Origin of the sequence: Leifsonia xyli (genome assembly GCA_001647635.1) — a bacterium.
GTDB lineage: Bacteria > Actinomycetota > Actinomycetes > Actinomycetales > Microbacteriaceae > Leifsonia > Leifsonia xyli_A.
The window spans coordinates 100,087-119,562 of the sequence record CP014761.1 but is presented as its reverse complement, the minus strand read 5'-3'; the positions used below and the strand labels follow the sequence as shown (position 1 = coordinate 119,562).

The window sequence follows — 19,476 nt, the reverse complement described above, 5'->3', positions numbered from 1 at the left end:
GGCGACCGTCGCCGGTAGGCTCGGGGCATGGTCGAGCGGACGAACGGGTCACCCTGGTTCTTCATCCTCGGAGTGGCGCTCGTCGTCGTCGGACTGGTCGGACCTCTGCTGGTGGACGCCGCGACCGGTGACGTGCAGTGGCTCGTCCGCGGCGCCGGAGTGCTGGTCGCGATCGGCGGCGCGGTGCTCATCGGCTTCGGGGTGCGGCGGCGTCAGGGGCGCTGAGAGCGGGCGGAGGGATACGCTGGCGGCCATGAGCACGGTCACCTCCTCCGACGGCACCTCCCTCGCATACGAGCTCGACGGGAGCGGGCCGGCCGTCATCCTCGTCGACGGCGCGCTCTGCTTCCGTGATGCCGGCCCCATGCGTCCCATCGCCGCAGCGCTGCGCGACCGGCTGACTGTCGTGCTTTACGACCGGCGTGGCCGGGGCGAGAGCACCGACGCGCTGGCCGACCCCGCCGCGGGCGCGACCGCCGTCGCACGCGAGATCGACGACCTGGCCGCGCTGATCGACGCGGCCGGCGGATCGGCGTCGCTGTTAGGGATGTCGTCGGGCGGGGCTCTGGCGCTGGCGGCGGCCGCCGCGCTCGGACCGGACCGGGTCCCCCGCGTGGCCGTCTACGAGCCGCCGTACCTGCCCGACCCGATGCTGCCGTCCGCGCAGGCGTACACCCAGCAGCTGCAGGCCGCACTCGCGGCGGACGACCGGGAGGGCGCCGTCGCGCTGTTCCTCCGTCGCGTCGGGGTGCCGGAGGCGGGCATCGAGGGGATGCGCCACTCGCCCGGCTGGGACGCGACGCTGGCGCTCGCGCCGACGCTCGCCTACGACGACGCCGCCATGGGCGACAGCCGTGTGCCGGACGATCTCCTGCAGGCGGTCTCCGTGCCGATTCTCGGTCTCGCCGGTGAGCAGACCCCCGACTTCCTGCGCCTCGGCGCGGAGGGCGTCGCGTCCGGCGCCCAGGACGGGACCTACGAGATCGTCGCCGGCCAGACGCACGACGTCTCGGCGGATGCCCTCGCCCCGCACCTGATGCGCTTCCTCACCCTCTGAGCCGGCGGCGCCACACGCCATCGAGTCCGCAAAGAATGCACCTCGCGACGGCGTGTCGCGGGCACTCTTTGCGGACTCGATAGCGGGGCGGACTGGATGGGGGCGGAGCCGAGCGGGTGCGTCAGCGCGCGGAGGCGCGCTCGGGGGCGGGCTCGGCAGTGCGGATGCCGCGGATGGGGCTGACCTCCTGCTCGGCCTCGTGGTCCGGGCCGAGCGGGATGCCGGTGCGGTCGCGCAGCACGAGCGTCGCGAGGAGGCCGAGCACGGTCATGCCGGCGAGGTACCACGTCACCGAGAGCGTGCTGCCGGTCGCCTGCACGAGCGCGGTGGCGATGGTCGGCGCGAAGGCCCCGCCCAGGATGGCGCCGATCGCGTACGAGATCGACACCCCCGAGAAGCGGATCGAGGCCGGGAACAGCTCCGAGTACAGCGCCGCCTGCGGTCCGTAGGTGAAGCCGAGACCGATCGTCAGGATCGCCAGCCCGAGGAACAGCAGCCCGACGTTGCCCGTGTTGACGAGCGGGAACAGCGTGAACACCCCGACCAGCTGCAGGATCCAGCCGACGATGTAGGTCGTGCGACGGCCGATGCGGTCGCTCAGCCAGCCCGCGACCCACGTCGCCACCAGCCAGGTCACCGCCGACGCGGCGACCGCCCAGAGCACCGGACCGCGCTCGAGCTTCAGCGGACCTTCCGGGTTGGTCGAGTAGTTCTGGATGTACCCGCCCGTGGTCATGTAGCCGACCGCGTTGTTGCCGGCGAAGACGAACGCGGCGACGATCACCAGCAGCCAGTGCTTGCGGAACAGCTGCACGATCGGCATGCGGGTGCGCGCCCGGCGCTCGGCGATCTCGGTGAACACCGGGCTCTCCTCGACGCGACGGCGTACCCAGTAGCCGATGAGGATGAGTACGACCGACAGGAGGAACGGCACCCGCCATCCCCACGCGAGGAAGGCGTCGCCAGGCGCGATCACCGTCATCAGGGCCATGATCCCGGATGCGAGCAGGAGCCCGAGCGGAACGCCGATCTGCGGCGACGCACCGAACAGGCCGCGCTTGGCGGTCGGCGCGTGCTCGACCGCCATCAGGACGGCGCCGCCCCACTCGCCGCCCGCCGAGATGCCCTGGAGGACGCGGAGCAGCACCAGCAGGATGGGCGCGGCGATCCCGATCGCCTCGTACGTCGGCAGCAGGCCGACGAGCGCCGTCGCCAGGCCCATCAGGATGAGCGTGGCGACGAGCACCCGGCGCCGGCCGTACCGGTCGCCGAAGTGCCCCGCCAGGAACGCGCCGAGCGGACGGAACAGGAAGCTGACGCCCACGGTGAGGAACGACAGCACGGTCGCGAACTGCGGTCCCGCCGGGGCGAAGAACAACTGCCCGAAGACGAGTCCGGCGGCGGACGCGTAGATGAAGAAGTCGTACCACTCGACCGTGGTGCCGATCACCGTGGCGAAGACCACGCGGCGGCGGTCGGTCGGCGACCGGAAGCTGCCGGTCGGCGTGAAAGGGGATGTGCTCATCGTCGTGTACTCCCGGAATGCTGACATCATCGTCCGGAGCGGCGCTCCGTGCGGCAATGATATACGATTTCGCATCCGACGCAACGGGCGATGTGCGCTCCCCGTTCGTCAGCCGATCGCGTCCAGTTCTCGCACCACGTCCTCGGGCAGGACGAGCCCTGCGGCCGCGATGTTGTCACGGAGATGCGCCACCGAGGACGTGCCCGGGATAAGCAGGAGGTTCGGCGATCGCTGGAGCAGCCAGGCGAGCGCGACGGCCAGGGGCGTCGTCTCCAACCGGGTCGCGACGGCTGCGAGCTCCCCGGACTGCAACGGGCTGAAGCCGCCCAGCGGGAAGTACGGCACGTACGCGATCCCCTCGCGCGCCGTCTGCTCGATCAGCGCGTCGTCGTGTCGATTGGCGATGTTGTAGAAGTTCTGCACCGTCACGACCGGCGCGATCGACTGGGCCTCGGAGAGCTGCTCGGCGGACACCGTGCTCAACCCCAGGTGCCGGATGAGCCCCTCGCGCTGCAGGTCGGCCAGCGCGCCGAACTGGTCGGCGAGCGACCCGGGCTCCGGGCGGTCGAAGCCTCCCACCCTCAGGTTGACCACGTCGAGCGCCTCCAGCCCGAGCGAACGGAGGTTCTGGTGCACCTGATCGCGCAGCTGCTGCGGCGAGCGCGCGTGGGGCCAGCCACCGTCGGCGTCGCGCTCCGCGCCGACCTTGGTCACGATGTGGAGCTGCTCCGGATAGGGGGCGAGCGCCTCCCGGATGAGTTCGTTGGTGACGTGGGGCCCGTAGAACTCGGCCGTGTCGATGTGGGTGATGCCCGCCTCGACCACGGCGCGCAGCACCGCGATGGCCTCGTCGCGGTCGGCCGGCGGGCCGAACACGCCGGGGCCTGCGAGCTGCATGGCGCCGTAGCCGACGCGGGTGAGGTCGAGGTCTCCGGCGCGGTAGGTGCCGCCGGGGAGGGTGGAGAGGGTCTGTTCGGAATCGGTCATGCATCCACTCTGCGCGCCCGTCAAGCGAACAGGCAGTGCCGCCGCGATCCTGGGGATGAGAGGACCTGGCTGCGGCCTGTGGACACTTCTAGACTCGGCACGTGGCGACGCGCTCCGATCCCAACTCCCTCGGCGAGTACCTCCGCGCCCGCCGCGAGCTGGTCGATCCGGCGGCGGTCGGCCTGCGCGTGACAGGGGTGCGCCGCACTCCGGGGCTGCGCCGCGAGGAGGTGGCCACGCTGGCGGGGATCAGCGCCGACTACTACCTGCGCCTGGAACAGGGACGCGATCGGCATCCGTCCCCGCAGGTGCTCACCGCCCTGGCGCGCGTCTTCGACCTCGACCCCGACGCGACCGCCTACCTGCTGAGCCTGGCCGAGCCGAAGCCGCCTGCGGCCCGCCGCGCCGTCCGCCGCACGGTGCCGAAGGGAATCCTGCAGCTGCTCGACTCCCTGGATCTCCCCGCCTTCGTCGAGGACCGGATGTTCGACGTGCTCGCCGCGAACCCGCTCGCCACGGCCCTCTCCCCCGCCATTGCGCCCGGGAGCAACCGTCTGCGGTCCTTGTTCCTCGACGACGCCGAGCGTGCGCTCTACCCGGAGTGGGAGCAGGCCACCGCCGGTCTGATCGCCTCGTTCCGCGCCTCCATCGGCAGCGACGTCGCGGACCCCCGCATCGCCCAACTGGTCGGCGAGCTGTCACTGCGCAGCGAGCACTTCCGCCGCCTGTGGGCGCGCCACGACGTGCGCGGTCTGGGCGGCGGTGTCGCGCGGCTCGACCATCCGCGGCTCGGGATGCTTGAGCTCAGTCGTGAGAAGCTGCCGATCGGGGACTCTGGGGGTCAGCTGCTCGTGATCTACCACGCCGATCCGGGGTCGGCATCGGCCGCGGCGCTCAGCACCCTCCTGGATGACGTGCCGCGCGACCGGGACGAGCCGGCCCACGGCCGTCAGTTGCGGTTGAAGTAGAGGAACATCCACACGACGAAGAGCGCGGCGCCGACGATGCCGACGACGAGTCCGGAGGTCGCGCGGGCCCGCCCGGAGTTCGGCTGACCCGCCGCCTCCAGCTGCTCGGCCACCCGGCGCCCCTGCGCGCCGAACACGATCGCCAGGATGGACGGGAGGGCGAACGGGTTGATGACGATGCTGATGATGCTGATGATGCCCCAGACGAACGCGCTGGTCGCCTTGCTGTTCTTGGCCGGCACGGTCGGCGCGTAGTACGGGTACGCCTGAGGCGGGTACGTGGGCGCAGGAGCGACCGGCACGGGCTGCGCCGGCTGCACGTGCTGGGTCCACGCCACGCCATCCCAGTACCGAAGCCCGCCGGGTCCGCTCGGGTCGGCATACCATCCGGGCACTGCGGTCATCGTCCACCTCTCTCGGGATCTCCGCCCAGTCTTCCGGCGAGGGGCCGCCGACGTCAGCCCCTGTCCGGGGCGCACCCGCCGCATCCGCCCCCTGTTGCACGCCTGGTCGGGTGTCCCACAATGCGGGCATGACTCCGGGGCCTCCCGTGATCCGGACGCCCGACCAGCGGCTGCGGATCTTCGTCAGCTCGACCCTCAAGGAGCTCGCCGCCGAACGCCGGGCGGCGCGCTCCGCGATCGAGCGTCTGCACCTGGCGCCGGTGATGTTCGAGCTGGGTGCGCGCCCGCATCCGCCGCGGGAGCTCTACCGCGCGTACCTGGAGCAGAGCGACGTCTTCGTCGGGCTGTACTGGGAGCGCTACGGCTGGGTCGCGCCCGACGAAGAGGTGTCGGGGCTGGAGGACGAGTACAACCTTTGCCCGCCCGACCTCCCCCGGCTCATCTACATCAAGGATCCGGCCCCGGCCCGTGAGGAGCGGCTGTCGGAGCTGCTGGCACGGATCCGGGACGACGACCACGCCTCGTTCAAGTACTTCGAGTCGGCCGGGGAGCTCGAGGTGCTGTTGGAGGCGGACCTCGCCGTGCTGCTCGCCGAGCGGTTCGAGCTCAGCCGGGCGGCGGCGGGCCCTGCAGCCGCACCTTCGGCACCCGCTGTCCCCGCGAGCGCACCGGCGACGTCCCTCCCTGTGCCGCTCACTCCGCTGGTGGGTCGCGAGGACGACATCGCCGCGGTCCGGCGGATGCTCGACGAAGGGGCACGACTCGTCACCGTCCTCGGCCCCGGCGGGATCGGCAAGAGCCGGCTCGCCATCGCGACGGCCGCCGGCATGGCGGAGCGCTTCCCCGATGGGTCGGTCTTCGTCGACCTCACGCCCGTACACGACGCCGCGGGCCTCACCGTCGCCCTCGCCCGCTCGCTCGGCGTGCGGGACACCGGCGACGCGCCGCTCGACGACAAGGTGACGACCGCGCTCCGCGACCGTCGCCTGCTGCTCGTGCTCGACAACTTCGAGCAGGCGCTCGCCGCGGCGCCCGCGGTCACCGCCCTCCTCGCCGCCGCACCGGGCGTCGCCGCCCTGGTCACCAGCAGGTCCCTGCTCCGGGTGGGAGGCGAGCGCGGCTACGACCTCGGCCCGCTCCCCGACGGCGACGCGGTCGCGCTGTTCGTGGAGCGCGCCCGCGCCGTCCGCCCGGACTTCGAGGTCACGGAGTCGAACGCGGCCGACGTCGAGCGGATCTGCGCGGCGCTGGACCGCGTCCCGCTCGCCCTGGAGCTCGCCGCAGCCCGCATCCGGGTGCTCCCTCCCGCCGAGCTGGCGCGCCGCCTCGACCGCCGCCTGCCGCTGCTCGTCGGCGGCGCCCGCGACCTGCCGGAGCGGCAGCGGACGCTGCGGGCGACCATCGACTGGAGCGTCCAGCTGCTGGAGCCGTCCGAGCGGGTGGCCCTGTCCCGCCTCGGCGTGTTCGAGGGCGGTTTCAGCCTGGAGGCGGCGGAGTCCGTCATCGCGGCCACCGCCGAGCCCGCGGCCGAGGAGGCCGACACCCTCTCCTCGCTGGCCGCGCTCGTGGACAACAGCCTCGTCCGACAGCACGACCGGGTGGAGACGACGCGGTTCTCGCTGCTGGCCACGGTCCGCGAGTACGCGCTCGAGCAGCTGGAGCAGGATGGCGCGCTCGCACGGGCCCGCGACGCCCACGCGGCCTACTTCCTCGCTCTCGGCGACCGCGCGGATCCCGAGCTGGAGGGGGCGGCCCAGCACGCCTGGGTCATGCGGCTGGCCGACGACACGGGCAACCTGCGGGCGGCCGTCGGGTACCTGCTCGACCGACGGGACTGGGAACGCGCCGCGCACCTCGCCTGGAGCCTCTACGTCTACTGGTGGGTGTCGGGCCTGCTCGGCGAGGTGCGCGGCTGGATGGAGCGGCCGCTCGCGAGCGGCGACCCCCTCGACGACCGCACCCGCGCCATCGCCCTGTATTTCACGCAGGCGATCGCGTTCTGGCAGGACCACGAGGGCACCGTCGTGGGGATGCTGACGGAGAGCGCCGACCTCTTCCACCGCTCCGGCGACCCCGACGGAGAAGCGCTCGCGCTCATCTCGGTCGCGCTGGCGGTCCTCGCGTCGGCTGAACCGGATCCCGCTGCCGCCGACCGCGCGATGGAGTCCAGCCTCGGCCTGTTCCGCGACTGCGGCGACCGCTGGGGCCAGGCGATGGCGCACGTCATGCTCGGCCGAGCGGCGCTGCTGCGGCAGCAGGTGGATGCGGCGCTCGCGCAGTTCGAGGAGAGCCTCACGCTGGCGCGCGACAACGGCGACGAGCTGGGCGTCACGATCGCGCAGCACCACCGCGGCTGGGCGCGTCTGCTGCTGGGGGATCCCGCCGGGGCGACCTCCGACTTCGCCGGGTGCCTCGCCCTGTCCGTCCGGCTCGGTCATGTCGAAGGCATCGCCTACGGTCTGGAGGGCATGGTCGGCGTCGCCGCGCTCGCGGGCGACGTGCGGCGCGCCGGACACCTGCTCGGCGCCGTGGTCGCCCTGCGCGAACGCACGGGCCTGCACAACGTCCCGGCGTTCACGTTCCACCAGCTGTTCGTCGACCGGATGCTCGCGGCCGGCGCCGACCGTGACGCCTTCGACGCCGCGGTGGCGGAGGGGCGCGCCCTCGCGGTCGAGGACGCCGTGGCCGAAGCGCAGGGACACGCGTGAGCGACCGCATCCACCCCTACACACGCGTGGCGGGCGCGATCATCGTCCCGTTCCTGGTGGCGGCGTTCGTGCTGCTGTACCCGCTCGCCGACACGACCGACGCGCTGTTCGCGTGGACGATCCTGCCGCCGCTCACCGCCATGCTGCTCGGCAGCGCCTACGCCGGCGGGGTCGTGTTCTTCGTGCACGTCGTCCGGCCGAACACCTGGCGGTCGGTGCGCCACGGATTCCCGGCGGTCCTGCTGTTCGCGACGCTGCTCGCCGTGGCGACGTTCCTGCACTGGGACCGCTTCCACTTCGGCTTCCTGTCGTTCAACGTCTGGGTGACCCTCTACGTGACGACGCCGTTCCTCATCCTCGTGGCGATGATCCTGAACCGCGGGGAGGACGACCGGTCGCCGTCGCCGCAGGAGGTGCTGCTGCCCGCGTGGGTGCGCATCCTGCTCGCGCTGATCGGGATCGGGTCGCTCGTGACCGGGCTGGTGCTCTTCCTGGTGCCGCAGGTCGGCATAGCGGTGTGGGCGTGGCCGCTGACGCCGCTGACCGCACGGGTGTGCGGCGCCATCCTGACCCTGCCCGGGATGGTGAACCTCTGGATGCTCGGCGACGCCCGATGGAGCGCCTTCCGGCAGATCTTCCAGGCGCAACTGCTCGCCCTCGCGCTCATGCTGCTCGCGCTGGCGCTGCGTGGCGGCGAGCTCCTGTGGTCCAGGCCCTCGGCGCCGCTGTTCGTGGGCGGCATGACGGTGTCGCTGGTCGCGTACGCGGCGCTGTACGGGTGGGCCGAGGCGCGGCGGCGTTCAGCGCAGCTGCCACGGATCGAATAACGGGACGTCGAAGCGCTCGAAGTCTCGCGCGTTTCGGGTGACGACCGCCAGTCCAGCCACTTCGGCGGTCGCGGCGATGATCGCGTCCGTCTCAGGACAGGGGTCTGGCACGTGGTATCCGGCCGCCACGGTCGCCACCTCGTGGTCGACCGGCAGGATCCGGTCTGCGAACTGGTCGACCACCTCGTCCACCCAGTGACGCAGGCGATCGCCCTGGGTCGGATCGGTTCGTGCCTTCAGCGCGGCTCCCCGTTCGATCTCGAAGACTGTGATCGCTGAGATGTGCAGCGAATAGGTGTTCTGAGCCTCGAGCCAACGGACCACCCGCGGATCGGACCGCTGCGGTCGCCTCGTCACCGACAAGACCATCGTGTCCAGCAGGAACTTCACAGTTCGACGTCCCTGAACGTGAGCACCGCTCGAGGGAAGTCGACATCGAAGTCGCTCTCCGGATCGTCCTGCCGCAGGAGATCGACGATGTTCTTCTGCCGCCCGGTCATGCGCTCGAAGTCCGCGAAGGTGAGGAGCACGTAGGCGGGCTCGCCTCGGTCGGTGATGATCAGCGGTTCCGCCGTCGCGCTGCGCTTGGCCGCGGAGACGTCGTGATTGAACTCCCGTGCTGTGATGATCGCCATGGGGACCTCCTGATGGTGCGATGTAGGCACAACGCTGTCACGTTTCCCGCTCATCCATTTCCGCATGGCCGCAATAGGCAACCGCCGCCGGATGATATACGATCCACAACGGGGCCTGCCGCCCCTCCTCCGACGTCGAAGGGAGCCCGCGTGCTCGACAGCCCGACCATCCAGGCGATCGCGGACGAGCTCGCCGCGGCGGAGCGCGACCGCACCACGGTCCCCTTGCTGACCGCCCGCCATCCGGGAATGACCGTCGAGGACTCCTACGCGGTCCAACGGGTCTGGGTCGAGCGCGGCCTGGCCGACGGGCGGCGGCTGGTGGGCCGCAAGATCGGGCTCACCTCGAAGGTGATGCAGCAGGCGACCGGCATCACCGAGCCCGACTACGGCGCGATCTTCGCCGACATGGTCTACGAGACCGGCTCCGTCATCCCGTTCGACCGGTTCTCGAACGTGCGCATCGAGGTCGAGCTCGCGTTCGTGCTGCGCGAGGCGCTCGAGGGGCCGGACGTCACCCTCTACGACGTCCTGGACGCGACGAAGTACGTCGTGCCCGCGCTCGAGATCCTGTCCTCCCGCATCGAGCTGCAGGGCCGCACCATCGTCGACACCATCTCCGACAACGCGGCCATGGGCGGGATGGTCGTCGGCGGCCGCCCGGTGTCCGTGGACGCGGTCGACCTGCGCTGGGTGGGCGCCCTGCTCTACCGCAACGAGACGATCGAGGAGTCGGGCGTCGCCGCCGCCGTCCTCGACCATCCCGCCACCGGCGTCGCCTGGCTGGCGAACAAGCTCGCCCAGCACGGGACCCGTCTCGAGGCCAACGACATCGTGCTCGCCGGGTCGTTCACCCGCCCGATGTGGGTGGAGCGCGGCGACACCGTCCACGCCGACTACGGAACCCTGGGAGCCGTCACATGCCGATTCGTCTAGACCCGACACCCACGTTCGCCGACCGGCTGCGCTCAGCGGATCGCACGCTGTTCGGGATGTGGTCCTGCGGCGGCAGCGCGCTCGCCGTGGAGATCTGCGCGGGTAGCGGGCTCGACATCGTCCTCATCGACGGCGAGCACTCCCCCATCGGGCTGGAGTCGGTCCTGGCCCAGCTGCAGGCGGTCGCCGCCTACCCGGCCGTGCCGGTGGTCCGCGCGCCGTACGGCGACACCGTCGTGATCAAGCAGCTGCTCGACCTGGGTGCGCAGAACATCCTGGTGCCGATGGTCGACAGCGTGGAGCAGGCGGAGGACATGGTCCGCGCCGTCCGCTACCCGCCGCACGGCGTGCGCGGCGTGGGCAGCGCTCTGGCCCGCTCGTCGCGCTGGAGCCGCATCCCGGACTACCTGGCGCGCGCGAACGAGCTGGTGTCGCTGACGGTGCAGATCGAGACCGTTGACGGCCTGGCGGCGGCCGCCGACATAGCGACGGTCGACGGCGTGGATGCGCTGCTCGTCGGACCCGCGGACCTCGCGGCGTCGATGGGCCTGCTCGGTCAGCAGAACCACCCGGACGTCGCGGCGGCCGTCGAGCGCGTGATCGAGGCGGGACGCGCATCCGGCACCCCGGTCGGCGTCAACGCCTTCGACCCCGCCATGGCCGACCGCTACGCGGCGGCCGGCGCCGCGTACGTGCTGGTGGGGTCCGACGTGACCCTGCTGGCGCGCGCGTCCGAGGCGTTGGCGGACCGCTTCATCGGCGATCCCGGCGGCGGGCCGGCCCCCGCCGCATATTGACTGCATTGCCCAGCTCCAGCGGATCGTATACAATCCTGAATACAGTCCTCCGGACTTTTCCCCGACGACGAGGAGCCCCACGCACGTGACCGACATCAGCCGCCCCGGCAAGATCATCGCGGTGCACCTGAACTACCGGTCCCGCGCCGCTCAGCGTGGCCGTACCCCGGCCCAGCCGTCGTACTTCTTCAAGCCGTCCTCTTCCGTCGCCGCGACCGGAGGCGAACTCGAGCGCCCCTCCGGGACCGAGCTCCTCGCCTTCGAGGGTGAGATCGCGCTGATCATCGGCCGCCCCACCCGCCGCGTCTCGCCCGAGGACGGCTGGGCGGCCGTCTCCGGTGTGACCGCCGCGAACGACTTCGGGCTCTACGACCTGCGTGCCGCCGACAAGGGCTCCAACGTCCGCTCCAAGGGCGGCGACGGGTTCACCCGCTCGGGCCGTCCGTCCTCGACGCGACCGGCCTCGATCCGGACGCCCTCCGCGTCCGCACCTGGCTGAACGGCGAGCTCGTCCAGGAGGGCACGACCGACGACCTCCTCTTCCCCTTCGGCCGCCTCGTCGCCGACCTCTCCCAGCTGATGACGCTCGAACCGGGCGACATCATCCTGACCGGGACTCCGGCCGGCTCGTCCGTCACCGGACCCGGCGACACCGTCGAGGTCGAGGTGGATGCGCCCACCGCCCCGGGCGCGCCGACCACCGGCCGCCTGGTCACCCGCATCACCGCCGGCAGCATCCCGTTCGGCGACTTCGGGACGAAGCCCAGCGTCGACGATCACCAGCGGGCGGAAGCATATGGCACTCCCGAAACACCCGCGTGGACGCTGACGGACGACCTCCGCGCCAAGCTCGCCTCCGTCGCCACGGCGACCCTCAGCTCCCAGCTCCGCAAGCGCGGCCTGAACAACGTCAGCATCGACGGTCTCACCTCCACCCGCCCCGACACGAAGGTGGTCGGCACAGCGCGCACCCTCCGCTACGTCCCGAACCGCGAGGATCTCTTCGAGTCCCACGGCGCCGGCTACAACGCGCAGAAGCGCGCCTTCGACGCCGTCGGCCCTGGCGAGGTGCTCGTCATCGAGGCCCGCGGCGAGCGCGGCAGCGGCACCGTCGGCGACGTGCTCGCGCTGCGCGCCCAGGTGAACGGCGCGGTCGGCATCGTGACCGACGGCGGCGTCCGCGACCTCGCCGTGGTGGCCGCACTCGACATCCCGACCTATCACAACGGCCCGCATCCGGCGGTGCTGGGCCGCAAGCACGTGCCGTGGGACACCGACACGACCATCGCCTGCGGCGGCGCGACCGTGCAGCCAGGCGACGTGATCGTGGGCGACGCCGACGGCCTGCTGGTCATCCCGCCCGCCCTGGTCGAGGAGGTCGCGGAGGCGGCGATCGAGCAGGAGCGCGAAGAGGAGTACATCGCCGAGCAGGTGGCGGCCGGTCACCCGGTCGACGGGCTGTTCCCGATGAACGCCGAGTGGAAAGAACGGTACCGCGCATGGCGGACGCAGCAGTGAAGACGGTCGCGCCGAGCAAGTCGCAGCTCGCCTACGACTTCATCCGGGCGCGCATCGACGACGGGCGCTACGTGTCGGGGTTCCGGCTCGTGCTCGGGCAGATCGCGGGCGAGCTCGACATCAGCGTCGTCCCCGTGCGCGAGGCCATCCGCCGCCTGGAGGCCGAGGGGCTGGTGACGTTCGAGAAGAACGTCGGCGCCCAGGTCGCCCTGCTGAAGGAGGCCGAGTACACCTGGACGATGGAGACGCTGGCGCTCGTGGAGGCGCGGCGACGCAGCAGTCGGCGCCGTTCCTCACCGCCGAGCACCTGGAGCGCGCGCGTGCGGTCAACCGCGAGATGATCGCGTGCCTCGACGACTTCATCCCGCATCGGTTCACCCAGCTGAACCAGGAGTTCCACGCGGTGCTGTTCGAGGAGTGCCCGAACCCGCACATCCTGGACCTGGTGCACCGCGGCTGGAACCGCCTCACCGTGCTCCGCGACTCCACCTTCAGCTTCGTGCCGGGCCGCGCCCGCGAGTCGGTCGACGAGCACGAGCACATCCTCACCCTCATCGAGTCCGGCGCTCCCCCGCTGGACATCGAGCTCGCCGCGCGGAACCACCGCCTCGCCACCCTGGACTCGCTGCAGGCGTACCAGAACGAACACAAGCAGCACTGACCCACCGACCGACAGGAGGCCGCGCCATGGCGCAGCACCACATCCCCGCTGACCTTCCCGACAGGATCCAGCACTTCATCGACGGCGAGTTCGTCGACAGCGTCTCGGGGAAGACCTTCGACGTGCTCGACCCGGTCTCGAACGAGACCTACGTGCAGGCCGCCGCCGGGCAGAAGGAGGACATCGACCTCGCCGTCGCCGCCGCCACGCGCGCCTTCAAGACCGGGCCGTGGCCGAGGATGAAGCCCCGCGAGCGCGCCCGCGTCCTGAACCGCATCGCCGACGCCGTCGAGGCGCAGGATGCTCGGCTCGCCGAGCTGGAGACCTTCGACACCGGCCTCCCCATCACTCAAGCGCTTGGACAGGCGCAACGCGCCGCGGAGAACTTCCGCTTCTTCGCCGACCTGATCGTCGCGCAGGCCGACGACGCCTACAAAGTGCCCGGCAGCCAGCTGAACTACGTCAACCGCAAGCCGATCGGCGTCGCCGGGCTCATCACGCCGTGGAACACGCCGTTCATGCTGGAGAGCTGGAAGCTCGCTCCCGCACTCGCGACCGGCAACACCGTCGTGCTGAAGCCGGCCGAGTTCACGCCGCTGTCGGCCTCGCTCTGGGCCACGATCTTCCGTGACGCGGGCGTGCCGGACGGTGTGTTCAACCTCGTCAACGGCCTCGGCGAGGAGGCCGGGGACGCGCTGGTGAAGCACCCGGATGTGCCGCTCATCTCGTTCACCGGCGAGAGCCGCACCGGGCAGATCATCTTCGCGAACGCCGCTCCGTACCTCAAGGGCCTGTCGATGGAGCTGGGCGGAAAGTCCCCCGCCGTCGTCTTCGCGGACGCGGACCTGGACGCGGCGATCGACTCCACCCTCTTCGGCGTCTTCTCGCTGAATGGGGAGCGCTGCACCGCCGGTTCGCGCATCCTGGTCGAGCGGCCGATCTACGACGAGTTCCTGTCGCGGTACGCGGAGCGCGCGAAGAACATCGTCGTCGGCGACCCGCACGACCCGAAGACCGAGGTCGGCGCGCTCGTGCACCCGGAGCACTACGAGAAGGTCATGTCGTACGTCGAGCTCGGCAAGCAGGAGGGGCGCCTGATCGCGGGTGGCGGCCGTCCCGAGGGGCTGGACACCGGCAACTACGTCGCGCCGACGGTCTTCGCCGACGTGCCGGCGGACGCCCGCATCTTCCAGGAGGAGATCTTCGGCCCGGTCGTCGCAATCACCCCGTTCGACACCGACGGGGAGGCGCTCGAGCTCGCCAACGGCGTCAAGTACGGCCTCGCCGCGTACATCTGGACCAGCGACCTCGAACGCGCGCACACCTTCGCCGGGAGCGTCGAGGCCGGGATGGTGTGGCTCAACTCGCACAACGTCCGCGACCTGCGCACCCCCTTCGGCGGCGTGAAGGCCTCGGGTCTCGGACACGAGGGCGGCTACCGCTCGATCGACTTCTACACCGACCAGCAGGCGGTCCACATAACCCTGGGCCCGGTCCACACCGCCCGGTTCGGCGCCTCCGTGCACCAGCCGGAGGAGGCGGCCGAGGCCGCCGAGGACGCCGGCGACGCCTGACCTCCCGTTTTCCCGACCCACCCTCAGCGCAGAGAGAGCACCACCATGACCATCACCCCTGACTCCCCCGAGCCGACCGTCACCGACGGCGACCCGATCCCGGCCCCCGTGAACCGCATCCCGACGCCGAGGGCCACCCCGCCGGACGTGGTGCGCTGCGCCTACATGGAGCTGGTCGTCACCGATCTCACCGCCAGCCGCGAGTTCTACGTCGACGTGCTCGACCTCGTCGTCACCGAGGAGGACGAGAACACCGTCTACCTGCGGTCTATGGAGGAGTTCATCCACCACAACCTCGTGCTGCGGAAGGGTCCGGTCGCCGCCGTAGCCGCCTTCGCGTACCGTGTCCGCACCCCGGAGGACCTCGACCGCGCCGTCGAGTTCTACTCCGAGCTGGGGTGCCGCGTGGAGCGTCGCGCGGAGGGCTTCACGAAGGGCGTCGGCGACTCGGTGCGCGTCGAGGACCCGCTCGGCTTCCCATATGAGTTCTTCTACGAGGTCGAGCACGTCGAGCGTCTCGCCTGGCGCTACGACCTGTACACCCCCGGCGCGCTGGTCCGCATCGACCACTTCAACCAGGTGACCCCGGACGTCCCGCGCGCCGTCGCCTACATGGAGGACCTCGGCTTCCGCGTCACCGAGGACATCCAGGACGAGGCCGGCACCACCTACGCCGCGTGGATGCGCCGCAAGCCGACCGTGCACGACACCGCGATGACCGGAGGCGACGGGCCGCGCATGCACCACGTCGCCTTCGCCACGCACGAGAAGCACAACATCATCGCCATCTGCGACAAGCTCGGCGCCCTGCGCCGCAGCGACTGCATCGAGCGCGGCCCCGGCCGTCACGGCGTCTCGAACGCCTTCTACCTGTACCTGCGCGACCCCGACGGCCACCGCGTCGAGATCTACACGCAGGACTACTACACCGGCGACCCCGACAACCCCGTCGTCACCTGGGACGTGCACGACAACCAGCGCCGCGACTGGTGGGGCAACCCGGTCGTCCCGTCCTGGTACACGGAGGCGTCGCTCGTGCTCGACCTCGACGGCAACCCGCAGCCGCTCACCAGCCGCACCGACGACTCCGAGATGGAGGTCACGATCGGCGCCGACGGCTTCTCGTACACCCGCAAGGGCGACGAGGCGCAGGGCTTCAAGCTCGGCGCGCAGGTCTGAGCTCTCGCGCGGAAGGTCCCGGGTCGGCCAGGATGTCGCCATGGGACGGCGCGCGTGGGTGATCGGGGCGGCGACCGCGCTGACGGTCGTCGTCGCCGTCGGAGCCGTCGGCCTCGCCACTGCGGCTCAGTCGGCCGGCATCATCCGGCCTGCGGTCATGTGCCTTCCCGCGCCGCTGCACGCGCGCCCGGCCGTGGTGCATCCCGGTGAGACGGTCGCGCTCTCGAGCGGTGCCGCCTCCTGCGACCTCGGCTACGCGCGGGATCGGCTGTACACCGTCGTTCTCCAGCATCGGGAGCTCTCCACCCCGCCGCTGCACGTCGCGGTCGCCCGCGACGGGCGTTTCGAGGCCGAGCTGACGGTGCCCGCCACCTTTCCGCGCGGAGACGCGGTACTGAACGTCACCGGCAGCCCGTACGACGAATGCGACGACACGGGAAGCCACTCCTGTGCGGGCTACTGGGTTCCTCTCGTCGTGGAGTGAGCGCTGCTAGGGTCGGCTCATGATCCGTTGGGGGGTGGGTCGAGTCGCCGCGGCCCTGGTCGTGGTCGCCGCCGTTGGGCTGACATCGGGATGCGCGCTGCTCGCGCCCCCGCCCCATCCGTCGCCGACGCCCGCGGCGGTCGACTCGCCGGACGCCCAGCCTGCCGCCGCGGCGTACCCGCAGCTGAAGATGCGCGGCGAGACCGTCGCCACCGGGCAGCTCCTGCCCATCGCGCACGACACGATCGACGACCCGCGCGCGGATCGACCACTGACCGGCGCGGTGCAGGTGACGGTCGACGACCAGGGCGCGATCGAGGTCCGGATCACACCGGACGACCCGACGACCGCCGATCTGAGGGGCCTCAGTCTCTTCCTCACCGGCACGCGCCATGACGGCCGGCCGGACAGCATCCAGATCAACCCGCAGTTCGAGCTCGTGTCACCTCTGGACCGCACGGAGGCGGACGGCGAGCTGGTGCTGCCCATCGGCGGGCAGTTCACGGCCTTCGGCGACCCGAGCTGGCTGCACTCGATCGAGGAGAGGCTGCCCGGGGACGCGCGGGTGTTCGCCGCCGCGACCCTCACGTGGACCCTGCCCTCCCCGTACCCGGGGCTCACGGTGAAGGACTCCGGCACCATCCCGTTCGCCCGCGGGAAGGTGCTGACGGAGAACGGCGTGCTCACCACGTACGTGCCGAATCGGTACGACACGATCACCGCGGTGACTCATCGCTTCGGCATCACCCCATCGCAGCTGCTCTGGCTGAACCCGTGGATGACGCAGACCAACACCGATCCCGAGCTCAAGTACGGGGTCGGCGTGAACCTCGACCCGACGCGCCGCTGACGCCGGTTTTCAGGCGTCGGGGGCGGCCACCGCGAGCTGGAAGCGGTTCGGCGCCGGCTCGCCGTGCAGCGCGAGGCGCGCGAGGACGTCACCCAGCGCCGGCCCGAACTTGAACCCGTGGCCGGAGAAACCGGTCGCGATCACCACCGGGCCGACCCGGTCGAGGACGAAGTCCTCCTTGGCGGTGCTGTCGTAGAGGCAGCTGATGCCCTCCGGCCGCGTGGAGTCGACGCCCGGCACCCAGTCCGCGACGTACCGCTGCAGCCCGGCCAGCCGGTCCGGGTCGATCGTGCGGTCGCGCCGGTCCGGGTCCACTTCGGGCCCGACGCCGTGGAAGCCGACCTTCACGCCCTCGCCGGGCGTCAGCAAGCCGTACGCGCCGGTCACGCCCTCCTCGGTGGGATGGTGCACGAAGCTCGGCCACGCCGCCTCGCTGTCCGGCGGGCCGGGCAGGAGCGGGAAGTGGGCCGGTTGCTCCTCGGTGACGCGGACCGTGGGCAGCTCGAGACCCCTCGCGTCCAGGAACGGGCGAAGCAGTTCGGGCGTCCACGATCCGGCCGCGACCACGACGGCGTCGGCGGTGTGCACGCCGTCGGAGGCGGTGACCGTCACTCCGTCGCCTGCCTCGGCGATGTCCGTCACCCGCACGCCGAATCGCAGGTCCGCTCCCCCGGCCGCCGCCGCATCCAGCAGCGCCTCGATCGCGTCCGCCGCACGCAGCCGGCCGCCCCCGGGGCTGAACAGCACGTGCTGCTCGAACCGCAGCCCGGGCCAGCGCGCCGCCGCCGCATCCGCGGTCAGCCACTCGTACCGCAGCTCGGCCGCATCCTGAGCCTTGGCGATCGCCGTCAGGGCCGCGAGGTCGCCGTGGTCGACAGCCCCGGTCGGATCGAGGAGGCGACGCCCGCTGACGCGCTCGAGGTGCGTCCAACCCTGGCGCGCCCGGACGGACAGTTCCACGTAGTCCTGTGCGGAGTAGCCGTGCCGGAAGATCCGCGACCCGCCATGGGACGACCCCCGGTCGTGTCCCCGCTCGAACGCTTCGAGGAGCACCGCGGATGCTCCCTCGCGGGTCAGCGACCAGGCGGTCGCGGCGCCCACGACGCCCGCACCGATGACGATCACACGCGCAGCCATGCCGTCACCCTATCGAGCGGGCCGCCGGCTGTTTCGGATTGTTAATGCGACCCCAGATAGGAGCCCGACATGCTGAACCCGCCGCGCGGGTCCGGGGACGGCTCCGGTTCGTCGAAGCGCGGGTTCGGCTTGCCCTGGACCCTCTCCGACGGCCGGTGGGAACGTCGCGCCGCGATGAGGCTGAGGACGGTCACCGCGAGCAGCACAGCACCGGCGGCCACGAGCAGCCAACCCGCGACCTCGCCCCGCGTCAGCAGCACGATCCCGAACGGAGCCGTCAGCCACACCCCCAGGCCGGCCACGCAGCTCAGCACCACCAACAGTGCGACGCGCCGGCGTCGGCGCTCCTCTCGCTGCAGTCCCTCCATCAGTGCGCTCATCGGCGACCACCCCCTTGCGCTCACCCTAGCGGGATCGGGGCCGATTCCGTCAGCTTTGTGGCCGCTCGACCACCTCGAAGCGGTTGCCGTCGGGATCGGAGGCGGCGAACATCGGCGGCACTCCGGGCCAGCGCAGCAGCTCTCCGACATCCGCCCTCCGCTCCCGGAGCGTCGCGTGCGTCCGCTCGGCGTCGAGCGTCTCGAACCGGATCCCCGTCTCCACCCCCGCGGGAGCGCTGTCTGTCGCGCTGACCAGCGAGACCGACACCGGCGAGCCGGGCGGCGCCAGCATGATCCAGCGGGCGCCGAGCTGCGGAAGGGGCGCATCCACGAGCACACCGAAGCCGAGCACGTCGCGGTAGAAAGCGAGCGCACGGTCCTGGTCCGCGACCGGGATGCCGATGGTGTTGACGCCGACGATGCCGGCTCCGTCGCTGTCCGTCATGCCGGTATCCTCCCGCGCCGGACCGGATGCGGGTAGACCGGATATCGAATGCCGTTCCGACGAAGGGAGAGCCGGTGTCCACCGACCAGTATCACGAGCCGCCGAACGAGCTCGGCGAGGAGACGCGGACGTTCGCCCGCATGTGCGCGAGCCTGTCCGAGGAAGCGGAGGCGATCGGCTGGTACGAGCAGCGCATCGCCGTCGAGAAGGACGAGGTCGCGAAGGCGATCATGCTCGACTCGCTCGCCGAGGAGTACAAGCACTTCAGCATGGAGCTCGAGTACCTGCTGCGCGCGAAGCCGCAGTGGCGGGAGACCGCGAAAGGCATCCTGTTCCAGGACGGCGACATCGTCCAGCACGGCGAGGAGGCCGAGGAGGCTGCGGAGGACGCGCCGGCGGGGTGA

Annotated in this window: 20 protein-coding genes and 2 pseudogenes; 14 read left to right on the top strand and 8 right to left on the bottom strand. The window is 71.3% G+C overall.

Going from position 1 to position 19,476, the window contains the following annotated elements; genetic code table 11:
* Nucleotides 1–27: 27 nt before the first annotated feature.
* Together A0130_00640 and A0130_00635 are read left to right on the top strand one after the other, a co-directional pair.
* Nucleotides 28–225 carry a hypothetical protein gene (locus tag A0130_00640; protein ANF30387.1) on the top strand — a complete coding sequence of 66 codons (198 nt, stop codon included), beginning with the start codon at nt 28–30 and terminating at the stop codon, nt 223–225.
* A 28-nt stretch (nt 226–253) separates the two neighbouring features.
* Entirely contained in the window at nt 254–1,057 is an 804-nt protein-coding gene (locus A0130_00635; protein ANF30386.1) for a hypothetical protein, read from the top strand.
* A gap of 121 nt (nt 1,058–1,178) precedes the next feature.
* Here the strand turns inward: A0130_00635 and A0130_00630 are convergent, their stop codons facing one another.
* Nucleotides 1,179–2,582 carry an MFS transporter gene (locus A0130_00630; GenBank protein ID ANF30385.1) on the bottom strand — a complete coding sequence of 468 codons (1,404 nt, stop codon included), beginning with the start codon at nt 2,580–2,582 and terminating at the stop codon, nt 1,179–1,181.
* Between the two features lie 108 nt (nt 2,583–2,690).
* Nucleotides 2,691–3,569: an oxidoreductase gene (locus A0130_00625; protein ID ANF30384.1), complete on the bottom strand. Its 879-nt coding sequence runs from the start codon at nt 3,567–3,569 to the stop codon at nt 2,691–2,693.
* A 101-nt stretch (nt 3,570–3,670) separates the two neighbouring features.
* Here A0130_00625 and A0130_00620 point away from each other — a divergent pair, with 101 nt between their 5' ends.
* Complete coding sequence (locus A0130_00620; protein ID ANF30383.1) at nt 3,671–4,537, top strand: transcriptional regulator; 867 nt, start codon at nt 3,671–3,673, stop codon at nt 4,535–4,537.
* Here the strand turns inward: A0130_00620 and A0130_00615 are convergent.
* A complete protein-coding gene (locus A0130_00615) occupies nt 4,519–4,932 on the bottom strand; it encodes a hypothetical protein (GenBank protein ANF30382.1) in 414 nt (137 codons plus the stop codon). The two genes, A0130_00620 and A0130_00615, sit on opposite strands and share 19 nt — an antisense overlap.
* A 155-nt stretch (nt 4,933–5,087) precedes the next feature.
* Here A0130_00615 and A0130_00610 point away from each other — a divergent pair, with 155 nt between their 5' ends.
* Complete coding sequence (locus A0130_00610) at nt 5,088–7,649, top strand: hypothetical protein (GenBank protein ANF30381.1); 2,562 nt, start codon at nt 5,088–5,090, stop codon at nt 7,647–7,649.
* Nucleotides 7,646–8,476, top strand: a complete 831-nt coding sequence (locus A0130_00605) for a hypothetical protein (protein ANF30380.1) — start codon at nt 7,646–7,648, stop codon at nt 8,474–8,476. Before A0130_00610 ends, A0130_00605 begins: the two co-directional genes overlap by 4 nt.
* Here the strand turns inward: A0130_00605 and A0130_00600 are convergent.
* The gene (locus A0130_00600) at nt 8,450–8,866 is read right to left on the bottom strand and encodes a hypothetical protein (GenBank protein ANF30379.1); all 417 of its coding nucleotides are present in this window, start codon (nt 8,864–8,866) and stop codon (nt 8,450–8,452) included. The two genes, A0130_00605 and A0130_00600, sit on opposite strands and share 27 nt — an antisense overlap.
* A complete protein-coding gene (locus tag A0130_00595; protein ANF30378.1) occupies nt 8,863–9,111 on the bottom strand; it encodes a prevent-host-death protein in 249 nt (82 codons plus the stop codon). Before A0130_00595 ends, A0130_00600 begins: the two co-directional genes overlap by 4 nt.
* A 150-nt stretch (nt 9,112–9,261) precedes the next feature.
* Here A0130_00595 and A0130_00590 point away from each other — a divergent pair, with 150 nt between their 5' ends.
* The 8 genes and pseudogenes from A0130_00590 (at nt 9,262) to A0130_00555 (ending at nt 17,110) form a co-directional block, all read left to right on the top strand.
* Complete coding sequence (locus A0130_00590; protein ANF30377.1) at nt 9,262–10,047, top strand: 2-oxo-hepta-3-ene-1,7-dioate hydratase; 786 nt, start codon at nt 9,262–9,264, stop codon at nt 10,045–10,047.
* Complete coding sequence (locus tag A0130_00585; GenBank protein ANF30376.1) at nt 10,032–10,844, top strand: 5-keto-4-deoxy-D-glucarate aldolase; 813 nt, start codon at nt 10,032–10,034, stop codon at nt 10,842–10,844. The genes A0130_00590 and A0130_00585 overlap by 16 nt, the downstream gene beginning before the upstream one ends.
* 85 nt (nt 10,845–10,929) lie before the next feature.
* Nucleotides 10,930–12,362 (top strand): annotated as a pseudogene (locus A0130_00580) (hypothetical protein).
* Nucleotides 12,344–13,023: pseudogene (locus tag A0130_00575) on the top strand (GntR family transcriptional regulator). Before A0130_00580 ends, A0130_00575 begins: the two co-directional pseudogenes overlap by 19 nt.
* Before the next feature lie 26 nt (nt 13,024–13,049).
* Nucleotides 13,050–14,597 carry a 5-carboxymethyl-2-hydroxymuconate semialdehyde dehydrogenase gene (locus A0130_00570; GenBank protein ID ANF30375.1) on the top strand — a complete coding sequence of 516 codons (1,548 nt, stop codon included), beginning with the start codon at nt 13,050–13,052 and terminating at the stop codon, nt 14,595–14,597.
* 45 nt (nt 14,598–14,642) lie between these two features.
* The gene (locus A0130_00565) at nt 14,643–15,776 is read left to right on the top strand and encodes a 3,4-dihydroxyphenylacetate 2,3-dioxygenase (protein ID ANF30374.1); all 1,134 of its coding nucleotides are present in this window, start codon (nt 14,643–14,645) and stop codon (nt 15,774–15,776) included.
* A gap of 40 nt (nt 15,777–15,816) precedes the next feature.
* On the top strand, nt 15,817–16,260 hold the full coding sequence (locus A0130_00560) for a hypothetical protein (GenBank protein ANF30373.1): 444 nt from the start codon (nt 15,817–15,819) through the stop codon (nt 16,258–16,260).
* A gap of 34 nt (nt 16,261–16,294) precedes the next feature.
* A complete protein-coding gene (locus A0130_00555; GenBank protein ANF33233.1) occupies nt 16,295–17,110 on the top strand; it encodes a hypothetical protein in 816 nt (271 codons plus the stop codon).
* A 9-nt stretch (nt 17,111–17,119) separates the two neighbouring features.
* On the opposite strand, the gene A0130_00550 is transcribed toward A0130_00555, so the two are convergent.
* The 3 genes from A0130_00550 to A0130_00540 all read right to left on the bottom strand — a co-directional run bounded on the left by A0130_00550 (nt 17,120) and on the right by A0130_00540 (nt 19,072).
* On the bottom strand, nt 17,120–18,247 hold the full coding sequence (locus tag A0130_00550; GenBank protein ANF30372.1) for a hypothetical protein: 1,128 nt from the start codon (nt 18,245–18,247) through the stop codon (nt 17,120–17,122).
* A gap of 41 nt (nt 18,248–18,288) precedes the next feature.
* Nucleotides 18,289–18,615: a hypothetical protein gene (locus A0130_00545; protein ID ANF30371.1), complete on the bottom strand. Its 327-nt coding sequence runs from the start codon at nt 18,613–18,615 to the stop codon at nt 18,289–18,291.
* A 61-nt stretch (nt 18,616–18,676) separates the two neighbouring features.
* Entirely contained in the window at nt 18,677–19,072 is a 396-nt protein-coding gene (locus tag A0130_00540; protein ANF30370.1) for a glyoxalase, read from the bottom strand.
* Between the two features lie 26 nt (nt 19,073–19,098).
* Between A0130_00540 and A0130_00535 the strand changes: the two genes are divergently transcribed.
* Nucleotides 19,099–19,476, top strand: coding sequence for a hypothetical protein (locus A0130_00535; protein ANF30369.1), 378 nt, complete (start codon nt 19,099–19,101; stop codon nt 19,474–19,476).